Genomic DNA, 12,569 nt, shown 5'->3' on the forward strand with positions numbered 1-12,569 from the left:
AACGGAGAGCACGTGACCGGTCAGCGTTCGGACGCCCGCCGCAACTACAGCCGCATCCTGGCCGTGGCCGAGGCGGAGGTCGCCCGGCACGGTGCCGCCGCCTCCCTGGAGCAGGTCGCCCGTACCGCCGGCGTCGGCTCCGCCACCGTGCGCCGCCACTTCCCCACCCGCCAGGCCCTCCTCGAAGCCGTCTTCCAGGAACGCATCCAGGCCCTCTGCGAGCGCGCGGACGAGCTGACCCGCGCCGACGACAGCCGGGCCGCGCTGCTGGACTGGCTCCACGGCCTCGTGCGGTACGCCGTCTCCGCCCGGGGGCTCGCGGACGCCCTCACCTACGAGCCCCCCACCGACGCCCCCGCCGACCCCTCCGGGGGCCACTCCTGCGGCGCGGTGCTCGAAGCCGCGGCCACCCCGCTGCTCCGCCGCGCCCTGCGCGACGAGGTGATCAGGCCGGGCGTCACCTTCCACGACCTGATCACCCTCGCCGTCGGCATCGCCCTGGCCACCGAGCACCACACCGAGCCGGCGATCCAGGCCGACCGCCTCTTCACCCTCACCGTCGAGGGGCTCAGCCCGAGCCGCTGACCGGCACCGGCCCCGGCCCCGGGCCCCCGGCCCTGACCGCGCTACCCCGCCCCGCCCCCGACCGCCCCGCCCTTGACTCTCACCGTGACCTGATCGACCCGCATCGGGTGCCCCGGCTCGGTAGCGGGCCCCGCCGTCGCGCCGTCCGCGGCCGGCAGCTTGCCGCCGATCGCCACGTTCAGGATCAGGAACACCCCGTGGTCCACCGCCCGCTTCCAGGTCCCGGCGTCCATCCGCCCGGCGCTCACCCGGTGGTACACCCGCCCGTCCAGGTACCAGCGCACCTCACCCACCCCGAGGTCCACCTCCACGGCGTACGCGTGGAACTCCGTACGGCAGGTCGCGCACGCCTGCGGACCCGACGTCAGCCCCACCGGCTCCTCGCACGGCCCGCCCTCCAGCACCCCGCAGTGCATCGAACCGAACACGGTGTCCCGGCCGTTGACGGACTCCATGACGTCCAGCTCCCCGACGCCCGGCCACCCCGTGTAGCCGTCGCGCAGCTCGGCGCCCAGGGTCCAGAACGCGGGCCAGTACCCCGCCGCCTTCGGCCCGGTCACGTCCGGCAGCGCGATCGACGCCTCGATCCGCAGCACTCCGCCGGGCGGCGGTGCGAAGTCGGAACGTACGGTCGTGATCCGCCCCGAACTCCACGCGTCGCCCTTCCTGGTGGGCACGATCTCCAGCGCGCCCTTCCCGTCCAGGCGGACGTTGTCCGTCGAGTCGGTCATGGTCTCGATCTCTCCGGTGCCCCACTGCGGGGCGGGGCAGCCGGGGTAGCAGGTGCCGAGGTCGTACTGCCAGTTCGCGGGGGAGGGGCGGCTGCCCGCCGGGCCCTCGAAGTCGTCCCGCAGCAGCTCGGTCCAGCCGTGGCCGACCGGCGCACCGGGCGCCGTGGCGACGGGCAGCGCCCCCGCGTCCGTCAGCAGCCGCTCCAGCCTCGGGGTCAGCACGACGGCCGCCACGTTGGTGAGGTGGGCGTCGTCCCGGTAGAGCAGGATGCGGTCCCGTACGGCCGGGCAGGTCGGGCCGTCGCCCGGGCAGAGGACCGGGTTCACGCCGATGACCCGTACGCCCGGCACGGCCCCCGCCGCGATCCGCCGGGCCAGCGGATCGGCCGGAACCGCCTCCGCCCGCTCGAACGCGCAGGCGGCCGCACCGTCCGCAGCGCCGGAGACACACGCCGGGATGTCCGTCCCGGGTACGGGGGTGTCCTCGACGTACACGATCGGGGCGCCGATCGACCGCAGCGGCTTCAGCGTCTTCTCCCAGGCGGCGGCGAGGAGTTGGTCTTCCTCCGTGTACCGGTTGAGCGAGGCGATCACGATGAGCCGGGGCTTGGGCCCCGTACGGAGGCGGTCCAGGGCGTCCGCACGCCAGGTGTCGCACTCCCGGTACGCGCGCCCCAGTTGCGGGCTGTCCACCGCCAACTGCGGCAGCGGGCACCCTTGCTTGACCAACTCCTGAAGTGCCCAGCCGCGTTGGGAGGCCAGCGCCAGCATCGGCGAGAACCACTGCCCCGCGTGCGAGTCGCCGAGCAGCACGATCCGGTCCGGGCTGTCCACCGCCCCGAACAGGCACTCCGGGCTGCGGGTCACCTCCGGGGCGACCTGGCAGTTCCGGTCCGGCGGGAAGTCCTTGCGGGCCTGCGCCGGATTCGGCACCACCGGCCCGTCTCCCGAGGGGGCCCCGAGCAGCGACGGCCCGGAGGCGGCCCCCGGCGGCAGCCCCTTGACGTCCACCGGAGTGGTGGGCCCCATCAGGTGCAGCGTCGCCGTGCCCACCACCAGGGCCAGCGCGACCGGCAGCACGACGGCCGAGACGCCCACCGCCAGCCCCCGGCGCGGGAGTTCGGAGACCGTACGGCTGCGGCGCAACGGCTGTTCCACCCAGCGCATCGTGGCGAGCGCGGGTAGCACGGCGGCCAGCGTCAGCGCCGTCCGCGCGGGCCAGCCGAGCGCACCGAGCCGGGCCTCCGCGAGCACGAGCACCGGCCAGTGCCACAGGTACAGGGTGTACGAGAGCCGCCCGACCGCCCGGGGCGCGCGCCCGGCCAGCACCCGCCCGACCCCGTACGCGCCCTGGACGTTCCGCTCGCCCCGCCCCGGGATCGCCGCGAGGATCACGGCGGCGGTGGCCAGGGTCGGGACGAGCGCCGCGTATCCCGGGTACGGCGTAGAGGCGTCGTACGCCACCACGCACCAGCCGATCGCCGCCGCCCCGCCCCAGCCGCACAGCAGCCGCAACGGGACCGGCCCGCGCAGCAGATGCCACGGCAGCAGCGCGAGCAGCGCCCCCACGCCGAACTGCCAGACACGCGACGGCGTTCCGAGGTACGCGAGCGAGACCGAGTGCTCCGTCCAGTGCAGGGACAGCGCGAACGAGCCGAGGACCAGCGCCCCGGTCACCAGCGCGACGACCGACCGCACGGCCCGCCCCCGCCGCACCGCGCGGGCGACGAACAGCACCACCACCGCGAGGAGCGGGGCCCAGAACAGGTAGAACTGCTCCTCCACGGCGAGCGACCAGAAGTGCAGCAGCGGGCTCTGGTCGTGCCCGGCGGCGAGGTAGTCGGTCCGCTGGGAGACGAACCGCCAGTTGGCGACGGAGAGCGCCGCCGCGAGGACGTCGTACTCCAGGTCGGTGCGGCGCAGCGGTACGGTCAGCCAGGCGCCGGCCACCGCGACCGCCGCGAGGACCACGGCGGCCGAGGGCAACAGGCGCCGGGCCCGCCGGGAGAAGAAGTCGCCGAGCCGGATCCGGCCGGTGCTGACGGCCTCACGGACCAGGAGGCCGGTGATCAGGTAGCCGGAGATGACGAAGAAGACGTCCACCCCGACGAACCCGCCTGCCAGGCCCGGTATTTCGGCGTGGAAGGCGAGGACCGCGAGGACGGCGACGGCCCGCAGTCCCTCGATGTCGGGCCGGAACGCGGACCGGTGCGGGCTGGGTCCGGACTCACCGCCGGAGCCGGACGGGGGCGGTGCGAGCGGCGGTGTGAGCGGCGGTGCGAGCGGCGGTGTGAGCGGCGGTGCGAGCGGCGGTGCGGAGGGCTTCCGGCGCGGCCCGGGAGCAAGGAGGAAGGGCATGGTGGTTCGGCCTTTCAGCACGGCTCAGCTCGACCAGGGGAGCATCGGGTTGACCCACCCCGAGGCGAGCAGACCGGTGAGCAGGAGGACGGCGGAGGCGGCGAGTGTCTCGGGCCAGCGGCGGGGCAGCACGCCGGCCGGGGAGCGCAGGCTCACCAGGAAGGCCCGGGCCCCCGCACCACGTGACGGCTTCGGGACGACCTCGTCCCGCGCCCCCGGACGCAGCTCGGTCAACAGGTCGCGCATCAACGGCACATTGATCTGGAGCTGCACCGACAGATAGAGCAGCAGCCCCCAGTTGGGCTCCCAGCCGTTGCGGGCGACGGCCAGCGCGATCCCGGCCGCCGCCGCCCCGTTGGACAGCACCAGCCAGACCAGCGAGACGCCCACCACCCGGCGGGCCATCGAGCCCGAACTCCCCTTGCCCCGCACCCCGGTGGGCACCCAGGCGGCGCTGCGGCCCCGCAGGGTGTGCCAGAACGCGGTGGCGGCGGCCACGCTGGTGAGGACGTTGGCCCGGATCACCTCCACCCGCCAGCGGGTGCGGCTGATCCGGGGCAGCAGCACGTGCCAGAGCCAGAGCGGGGCGAGCAGCGGCAGCACGTGCCAGGGCCGGATGTGGTCCGGGTACCAGAACATCATCACCAGCGGCGGCAGCGGCGCGGCGAAGGTGTTCACGGCCGTGGCGAGGTACCCGACGACGCCTTCGTAGAAGCAGAGACGCATCCGCCAGGGCGCCCGCATCCGCTTCAGTACGGGCGTCCCGAGCAGGTGGAGGTTGCCCATCGCCCACCGGTACTGCTGGTTGACGAAGGAGGTGACCGCGTCGGGCGAGGTGCCCTTGGCGACCAGGACGGGGACGTACTGGGTGCGGAACCCCTGCTCGTGCAGGGCGAGCCCGGTGTACAGGTCCTCGCTGTGGTCGAGCCGCGCGAAGCCGCCCGCGAGGTCGATCGCGCTGCGCCGGTAGACGGCGTTGGAGCCGCAGCAGATGGCGGCGTCACTGGCGTCCCGGGAGGGCTGGATCCAGCGGAAGAACCACTCCTGGGCCGCACCGGCGGCGCGCTGGATCCACTCCATCGACTCATCCGTGTCGAAGCACTGGGGGCTCTGCACGATGCCGACGGCGGGGTCGGCGAGATACGGCACGAGGTGGCGCAGGAAGTCCGGGCGGGGCGCGAAGTCCGCGTCCAGGATCGCGATGAACTCAGAACTGCTCAGCGAGAGGGCGTGGTTGAGGTTGCCCGCCTTCTTCAGGTGCCCCCGGTCGGGCCGGACGACGTACGCGTAGCCGTAACGGGCGGCCAGCGCCGCGACCTCGGGCCGGTCGCCGTCGTCCAGGACCCAGACGGTCAGCGCGCCGGGCCAGTCCACGGCGGCGACGGCGCGGTAGGCGTTGTCGAGGACGGGGAGGGGTTCACCGCAGGTCGGCAAGTACAGGTCGACGGTGGGCAGTTCGGCGGGCTGCCAGGCGTGGACGAGGACCTCGTGCGAGGGCCGGGTCAGCCGGCGCTGGCGCAGGCTGTTGACCGAGGAGAGCCCCAGCGCGACGACGTTGAGCCCGAGGATCGCGAGGAACGCCCACAGGGCCGGGGTCCGTAACGCGAAGGCGAACATCGTGGCCGCCGTGAAGACGAACGCCAGCGAACTGCTCACCAGGACCCAGCGGCGCTGCGGCCCGAAGTACCAGTAGAGCTCGTCGTCGGACGGTGGTTGCGGAAGGTGATGCACGGTCATAAAGCCCCCCACGGCTGCGTATGTACCCGTTTCAGGTGGCCCACCCTAGTGCCAAAGGTATAGACCACTTGCGCGAGAGAGAGGCCTGGGGTGGAAATGAGACAGCGGATTGGCGTGACTCAATTGGTCCAGACCTCTTGGTGTTCCATTCGACGGGCCGCACCCGTCGGGCCGGGGAAGAGCCAGGTCACACGGGGGTGAACAGTCTCGGAAGACTCAAGGGCCCGCGACGGACCCGTCCGGCGTACGGGACACCGGGCACGCCCCGCACCCCGGGCGGCACAATGGGTGCATGCCGATACCCAGCCGCGCCGCTCTCGTCGACCACCTCGTCCGTTCGCGTATCGCGGGGGACGTCGCCACCCCTCGCGACAACAACCTCTCCCACTACCGCAAGCTCGCCAACGGTGACCGCCACTACTGGCTGGGCCTGGAGCTCGGCGACCGCTGGACCGACGAGCAGGACGTGCTCGCGGTGATGGCCGAGCGCTGCGGAGTGAACGACGACCCCGCGCACCGGACCGGCCAGGACACCATCGACCCCGAGCTGACGGTCGACGCCCTGGAGCGGATGGCGGCCCGCCTGCGCAAGGCGGCGGACGGCCGGGAGCGCGTCCTCTTCGCCACCGGCCACCCCGGCGGGATGCTGGACGTGCACCGGCAGACGGCGGACGCCCTGCGCCGGGCGGGCTGCGAGATCGTCCGCATCCCGTCGGGGCTGATGGCGGACGAGGGCATGGTCTTCCAGTTCGCCGATGTCGCGATGCTGGAGCGCGGCGCCACCCTCTGGCACACCCACTCCCCGGCCCCGATGGCGGCCATCCTGGACGCCATGGCGCACCTGGGCCGCCCGCTGCCGGACCTCGTCGTCGCGGACCACGGCTGGGCGGGGTGCGCGGGCCAGCGCGGGCTGGACGCGATCGGTTACGCGGACTGCAACGACCCGGCCCTCTTCCTCGGCGAGGCGGAGGGCACCCTCCAGGTCACCGTCCCCCTGGACGACCACGTCACCGACCCGCGCTTCTACGACCCGATGACGGAGTACCTGCTGCACGCGGCGGGGCTGCTGGAGGACGAGCCCGAGGTCGCGCGGGAGCCGGCGGCGTAGGAACAGGAACTGGCGGCTCCGATGAGTTTCCGACCCGGCGCCCGTCTCCCCTGACAGACAGCAGACGGACGGACAGCGGCCGCCTCGGCGGGAGGCGGCCGACGGAGACGCAGACGGAGGACCGGGGCCATGAAGTTCAGCACGACGATGTTCCTGAGCGGCAACAACACCGGGATCGAGGTGCCGGAGGACGTGGTCGAGGCGCTCGGCGCCGGAAAGCGCCCGCCGGTGAACGTGACCGTCAACGGTTACGCGTACCGCTCGACCATCGCCCCCATGGGCGGCCGCTAAGGCCGGGGCGTCGCTCGCGCTGCTCACGCCCCGCCGCGCCCTTCCCGCTGCTCATGCCCCGCCGCGCCGCTCCCGCTGCTCACGCCCGGGCGTCGGGTCCAGATACACCCTCCGCACGGACGGAAACCGCTCCCGCAACTGCGCCTCCGCCTCCTCGCAGGCCCACTCGACCTCCTCGGCGGTGGCCATGTCCCGGAAGTCGACCTTCGCCGCGATCAGGATCTCGGCCGGCCCCTGGATGAGCGTGGTCAGCTCCAGTACGTCGACGATGTGCGGTACGGATTTCAGCTCCTCCCGCACCCCCGCCCGCACCGCCGGAGGCAGCGGCCGCCCGATGAGGAGCTGCGCGTTGGACCGGCCGAGCACCCAGGCCACGTACACGAGGAGCAGGCCGATCAGGCAGGACGCGATCCCGTCCCAGACCCCCGACCCCGTGAGCTGCCCGCCGAGCAGCCCGCCCGCCGCCAGCAGCAGCCCGATCAGGGCCGCCGAGTCCTCCATGACGACGGCCTTCACGGCGGTGTCGGGGGTGTGACGCAGGTAGTACGTGTCCGGCACCCGCAGCCGCGACGCCTCGCGCCGCACCTGTTTGACGCCGGTGCGCAGCGAGTAGCCCTCCAGCAGGAAGGCGACGCCGAGGACGATGTACGAGACGAGGGGGTCGCCCAGCTCCTCGCCCGCGATCAGGGTGTGCACCCCGTCGTAGATCGAGAAGACCGCACCGCCGACGAAGGTGGCGATGGAGGCGAGCATGGCCCAGATGTAGCGCTCGGGCCCGTAACCGAGAGGGTGGTCCTCGTCGGCCGGCTTGTCGCTCCGCTTGAGCGCGGCGAGGAGCATGACCTCGGTGACGGTGTCCGCGACCGAGTGGGCCGCCTCGGAGAGCATCGCGCTGGACCCGCTGATCAGCCCGGCGACGGCTTTCGCGACGGCGATGCCGAGGTTGGCGAGGGCCGCCACGATGACGGTGAAGGTGGACTCCCCGCCATCGGCTTCGCTCGTGGCTTTCGCGTCACTCCTGGAGCTCATGATGGGGAGTATGTCCGAAACAGCACCTCAGGCGGGGCTCATCCCGCCGCAGGTCCACGGGGAACCCGGACGACACCTTCCTGGATGACGGTGATCGCCAGGCGCCCGTCGGCGGTGTAGATCCGGGCCTGGCCCAGCCCCCGCCCGCCGGAGGCCGACGGCGACTCCTGGTCGTACAGCAGCCACTCGTCCGCCCGGAACGGCCGGTGGAACCACATCGCGTGGTCCAGGCTCGCCCCGACCACGTCCCCGACCGCCCAGCCGCCCCGCCCGTGGGCCAGGAGCACCGAGTCCAGCAGCGTCATGTCGGAGACGTACGTGGCCATGCAGACGTGCAGGAGCGGGTCGTCCGCGAGCTTGCCGTTGGTCCGGAACCAGACCTGCGAGCGCGGCTCACGCGCCTCGCCCACGGTCCCGAACGGCGGCGCGTCCACATACCGCAGGTCGACGGCGGTCCGCGCCTCGATCAGCCGGTCCACCATCCCCGGGTCGCTGAAGCGGTCCGCGTACCGGGGCAGCATCTCGGCGGCCGTGGGCAGGGTTTCAGGATCGGGGGAGGAAGGCATGTCGGCCTGGTGCTCCAGCCCGTCCTCGTACGTCTGGAAGGACGCGGAGAGGTGGAAGATCGGCTGCCCGTGCTGCACGGCGACGACCCGGCGGGTGGTGAAGGACTTCCCGTCGCGGATGCGGTCGACGCTGTAGACGATGGGCGCGCCCGGGTCGCCGGCGCGCAGGAAGTACGCGTGCAGGGAGTGGGCGGCCCGCTCGGCGGGGACGGTCCGGCCGGCGGCGACGAGCGCCTGGGCCGCGACCTGCCCGCCGAACACCCGGGGCACGACCGCGCTGCGGCTCGTGCCCCGGAAGATGTCCCGGTCGATCTGCTCCAGGTCGAGCAGATCGAGCAGGGAATCGAGTGCTGCGCTCATGGAGAGAACGTAGTCCTTACAGAACCGGCTATGAGCTCTCTACAGGCCCATGGACTTGGCGATGATCGACTTCATGACCTCGCTGGTGCCGCCGTAGATGCGGTTGACGCGGTTGTCGGCGTACAGGCGGGCGATCGGGTACTCGTTCATGAACCCGTAGCCGCCGTGGAGCTGGAGGCAGCGGTCGATCACGCGGTGCGCGACCTCGGTGCAGAACAGCTTGGCGGAGGCCGCCTCGGCTGCCGTCAGCTCACCGGCGTCCAGGGCCTCCAGCGCGCGGTCGGCGACGGCCTGGGCCGCGTCCACCTCGGCCTGGCAGGCGGCCAGCTCGAACTTGGTGTTCTGGAAGGAGGCGACGGTCTTGCCGAAGACCGTGCGCTCCTGCACGTACTCCTTGGCGAACCGGACGGCGGCGGCGGCCTGCGCGTACGCGCCGAAGGCGATGCCCCAGCGCTCGGAGGCCAGGTTGGTGCCGAGGTAGCCGAAGCCCTTGTTCTCCTCGCCCATGAGGTCCTCGACGGGGACCTTGACGTCGACGAACGCCAGCTCGGCGGTGTCGGAGGTCTTGAGGCCGAGCTTGTCGAGCTTGCGGCCGACCGAGTAGCCCTCGGACTTGGTGTCGACGGCGAAGAGGGAGATGCCGAAGCGGCGGTCGTCCTCGCGCGGGGCGGCGGTACGGGCGCAGACGATCACGCGGTCGGCGTGGACGCCACCGGTGATGAAGGTCTTGGCGCCGTTGAGGACGTAGTGCGTGCCGTCCTCGGAGAGCTTGGCGGTGGTCTTCATGCCCGCGACGTCGGAGCCGGTGCCCGGCTCGGTCATCGCCAGCGCCCACATCTCCTCGCCGGTCGCGAACTTCGGCAGCCAGCGCTTCTTCTGCTCGTCGGTGGCGAGCATCTTCACGTAGGGCAGGCCGAGCAGCGTGTGCACGCCGGAGCCGCCGAAGGAGACGCCGGCGCGGGCGGTCTCCTCGTAGATGACGGCCTCGTACTTGTGCGAGTCGATGCCCGCGCCGCCGTACTCCTCGTCGACCTCGATGCCGAAGATGCCCAGCTCGCCGAGCTTGAGGTAGAACTCGCGCGGCACGACGCCCGCGGCGAACCACTCGTCGTACACCGGCACGACCTCGGCGGCGATGAAGGCGCGGATGGTCTCCCGGAACGCCTCGTGGTCCTCGTTGAATACCGTACGGCGCACGGGGTGCCTCCTTGATCGGCTGGTGTCTTCTTCGGCTGGGCAGTCGCTCACCGGACACGGCTAAGCGCTTGCTCATTCCCCTCCGAAGTTACCGGTCGGTCACGGAGCTGTCCAGGGTGATGGGGAGCTGTTCCGGGTGATGCTGAGCACGCGGGAGGGCGGCTGCGCCGGGGGCGTTGTCAGTGGCGTGGTGCACGATCGATGAGAGCGCATCAGTACGTGGGGATCAGCACATGGGGAGGGGCCATCGTGACGATCACGAACCGGCAGGTGGCGGAGCACGCGTTTCTGCTCCCGCTGTACGAGGACGACTACTACCTGGACCACGTCCTGGACCGGGGCCGGGCGGTGCTGCTGCGCCTGTGCGAGCGAATCGAGGCGGAGCGGCCGGCGGACCTGATCTCGGGCCGGGAGTGGTGAGCGTCAGGGGCGGCCTCGGCATATGTCAGCCCGGGTGGTGACCCGGCGGCGGTAGTGGGCGATCGCGAGGGCGATGGTGACGGGCCCCCACGCGGCGAGCGGGAGGATGCACACGGTCGCCAGTGCCTGCCAGGCGTCGTTGCTGTACCCGACGTTGTCGGCGATGCCGAACGGGGTGAGCCGGCGACCCTCACCGATCGGGACGGAGGTGAAGAGGAGGGTGAGAACCAGACCGCCGAGGACCGCGGGAACGACGGCCGCCAAGGGCCGGACGCGTCTGCCGCCGATGACCGGTATCCAGACGGGCGCCACCTCGCCCCACCCCCGGACCAGCCCGATGGTCAGGACCGCGATGACTTCCGTCAGCACGCTGAGCCCGAGGACGTACGGGATGCTCAGCCAGTAGGCCGGCATGCCGCCCTCCTGGACCTGCCCCATCTCGAAGTGCAGGGCGAAGGGCAGCCGCCACAGGCAGGACGGCAGCAGGAGCAGCGGCAGCGCGTAGGCCAGGCGCACGGCCCAGCGGGGCACGGGCCGCTCGGTGTCCTGGGCGGACGGGGGCGGTGGCCGGTGAAGGATCTTCAGCGTCATGACCCCATCGTCGCGACGCGGGCACACGGAGAAATCCCCCCGGAGAGCCGAGTTCGCTACCCGCGCGGGGGAGATCACCCTCTTCCGCATCACCCGCGAGGGGGAGGGCGGGGCTGCGCCTCCGGTCACCCCGCACACCGCTCTGCTCCGCGCCACGGCGCCGGTCAGCCGGTCCGCCGCTCCCTCCCGTCGTCCGGGGCACGCCGTCGCCCGTCGCCCGGTGGCCGCTCCACCCCGGTGGTGTCGGGCGGCTCGGGCGGTGTGGCCGGTCCGGGCCGTGCGGCCGGTCCGGACCGGCCAGACGGTTCGGGCGATCCGGGCGGTGTGGCCGGCTCGGTCCGTACGGCGGCGGTGAGCGCGACGCGGATGGCCTCCACGGCCTCCATGAAGAGCGCCCGCGAGGCGGGTGACACCCGCGCCAGAACGGCCGTCAGCCGCTCCTCCCGCCGGGCCCGCAGCCGGTCCAGGTGCACCCGCCCCTGAGCGGTCAGCCGCAGCTCGACCTCACGTCGGCTGGCCGCGCTGGAGGACCGCCGTACGAAGCCGATGGCCTCCAGCCGGTCGCACAACCGGCTCACCGACGACGGTGCCGCCTCCAGTTCCGTACTGAGCTGCCGCAGATTGATGCCCTCCCGACGCTCGATCACGTACATGACCCGAAGCTGGGGCGCGGACACGCTGACGGGCGAGAACCCGTCGGGAACCCGCGTCCAGTAGACCTCCAGCAGCTCGATGACCCCACGCATGGCCCGCGCCACATCACGGAGCCTCTGATCAGGGCCGGAACGCTCTACGCCCATGCTGGAACACCCTCGGTCGAGCTACGGCCCTGTCCGCGCCTACGTGCATGTTCTTCTTAGCGTTGACGCCCCAGCCGTTCCGAAACCCATGATTCTTCCTGGGTTGCGCGGGGGCGCTACGCGGGCACATCGAATTCCCGCGAAATGGATCGAAAAACGCACGAGTTCGCAGGCATGGTGCCGAGGGCGCAGGGCACGAGGCTGTCAGCGGTTGCTCAGGAAGTGAGCACGGCGGAAAGAGCGCCTTCTTCAGGGGGTGCACGGTCCGCTGAACGCAATTCATTCAGGTGCGATCGAAGGAGTTTTCTATGTCTGAGAACCTGTGGGGCTACCAGCCGGCCGTCGGCCACACCGTCGGCACCGACCTGATCGGTTACAAGGTCGAGGCGACCGACGGCAGCATCGGCAAGGTCGACAAGCACTCCGACGACGTCACGTCCTCGTACCTGGTGGTCGACACCGGCGTATGGATCTTCGGCAAGCACGTCCTGCTCCCGGCGGGCACGGTGAGCCGGATCGACACGGACGACCAGAAGGTCTACATCGACCTCACGAAGGACCAGATCAAGGACGCCCCGGAGTTCGACAAGGACAAGCACGTCGGCGACGCGGACTTCCACAACACGACCGGCGAGTACTACGGGCGCCACCGTCGCGTCTGATCCTGACAACGACAGACGCAGACGGGCGGGGGGGGGGGCGGAGGGTGGGGGGCCCCCCCCCCCCCGGGGCCCGCCCCGGCCCGTCCCGGGGGCCGGCCGGGCGGGGGGGGCGGCGGCGGACCCGACGCGGGGCG

11 protein-coding genes and 1 pseudogene are annotated in these 12,569 nt (G+C 72.1%); 5 read left to right on the forward strand and 7 right to left on the reverse strand.

The features are described from left to right. The first annotated feature begins 12 nt into the window (after positions 1–12). Positions 13–585, forward strand: coding sequence for a TetR/AcrR family transcriptional regulator (locus ACFWRT_RS06135; RefSeq protein ID WP_380951411.1), 573 nt, complete (start codon positions 13–15; stop codon positions 583–585). 41 nt (positions 586–626) lie between these two features. Here ACFWRT_RS06135 and ACFWRT_RS06140 read toward each other — a convergent pair whose 3' ends face one another. Together ACFWRT_RS06140 and ACFWRT_RS06145 are read right to left on the reverse strand one after the other, a co-directional pair. Then, complete coding sequence (locus tag ACFWRT_RS06140; RefSeq protein ID WP_380951412.1) at positions 627–3,674, reverse strand: acyltransferase family protein; 3,048 nt, start codon at positions 3,672–3,674, stop codon at positions 627–629. Between the two features lie 24 nt (positions 3,675–3,698). Next, the gene (locus tag ACFWRT_RS06145; protein WP_380951413.1) at positions 3,699–5,411 is read right to left on the reverse strand and encodes a glycosyltransferase family 2 protein; all 1,713 of its coding nucleotides are present in this window, start codon (positions 5,409–5,411) and stop codon (positions 3,699–3,701) included. Positions 5,412–5,703: 292 nt separating this feature from the next. Between ACFWRT_RS06145 and ACFWRT_RS06150 the strand changes: the two genes are divergently transcribed. Together ACFWRT_RS06150 and ACFWRT_RS06155 are read left to right on the forward strand one after the other, a co-directional pair. After that, positions 5,704–6,519, forward strand: coding sequence for a phosphatase (locus ACFWRT_RS06150; RefSeq protein ID WP_380951414.1), 816 nt, complete (start codon positions 5,704–5,706; stop codon positions 6,517–6,519). 129 nt (positions 6,520–6,648) lie between these two features. Beyond that, the gene (locus ACFWRT_RS06155) at positions 6,649–6,810 is read left to right on the forward strand and encodes a DUF1905 domain-containing protein (protein WP_380951415.1); all 162 of its coding nucleotides are present in this window, start codon (positions 6,649–6,651) and stop codon (positions 6,808–6,810) included. A gap of 51 nt (positions 6,811–6,861) precedes the next feature. Here the strand turns inward: ACFWRT_RS06155 and ACFWRT_RS06160 are convergent, their stop codons facing one another. The 3 genes from ACFWRT_RS06160 to ACFWRT_RS06170 are packed head-to-tail and all read right to left on the reverse strand — an operon-like array spanning position 6,862 to position 9,962. After that, positions 6,862–7,839 (reverse strand): cation diffusion facilitator family transporter, encoded by a 978-nt coding sequence (locus tag ACFWRT_RS06160; RefSeq protein ID WP_380951416.1) that lies wholly within the window; start codon positions 7,837–7,839, stop codon positions 6,862–6,864. 38 nt (positions 7,840–7,877) lie between these two features. Then, complete coding sequence (locus ACFWRT_RS06165; RefSeq protein WP_380951417.1) at positions 7,878–8,765, reverse strand: acyl-CoA thioesterase; 888 nt, start codon at positions 8,763–8,765, stop codon at positions 7,878–7,880. Between the two features lie 39 nt (positions 8,766–8,804). Then, on the reverse strand, positions 8,805–9,962 hold the full coding sequence (locus ACFWRT_RS06170; RefSeq protein ID WP_030574566.1) for an acyl-CoA dehydrogenase family protein: 1,158 nt from the start codon (positions 9,960–9,962) through the stop codon (positions 8,805–8,807). A gap of 249 nt (positions 9,963–10,211) precedes the next feature. Here ACFWRT_RS06170 and ACFWRT_RS06175 point away from each other — a divergent pair. Continuing rightward, positions 10,212–10,361, forward strand: a pseudogene (locus tag ACFWRT_RS06175) (DUF5713 family protein); the annotation flags it as partial. Positions 10,362–10,385: 24 nt separating this feature from the next. Here the strand turns inward: ACFWRT_RS06175 and ACFWRT_RS06180 are convergent. Next, a complete protein-coding gene (locus ACFWRT_RS06180; protein ID WP_380951418.1) occupies positions 10,386–10,973 on the reverse strand; it encodes a hypothetical protein in 588 nt (195 codons plus the stop codon). 164 nt (positions 10,974–11,137) lie between these two features. Next, a complete protein-coding gene (locus ACFWRT_RS06185; RefSeq protein WP_380951419.1) occupies positions 11,138–11,719 on the reverse strand; it encodes a MarR family winged helix-turn-helix transcriptional regulator in 582 nt (193 codons plus the stop codon). 362 nt (positions 11,720–12,081) lie between these two features. Between ACFWRT_RS06185 and ACFWRT_RS06190 the strand changes: the two genes are divergently transcribed. Beyond that, the gene (locus tag ACFWRT_RS06190) at positions 12,082–12,435 is read left to right on the forward strand and encodes a PRC-barrel domain-containing protein (RefSeq protein ID WP_380951420.1); all 354 of its coding nucleotides are present in this window, start codon (positions 12,082–12,084) and stop codon (positions 12,433–12,435) included. The last annotated feature ends 134 nt before the right edge of the window (positions 12,436–12,569 follow it).

This window comes from Streptomyces cyaneofuscatus, from assembly GCF_042718795.1.
In the GTDB taxonomy this organism is placed as follows: domain Bacteria; phylum Actinomycetota; class Actinomycetes; order Streptomycetales; family Streptomycetaceae; genus Streptomyces; species Streptomyces cyaneofuscatus_A.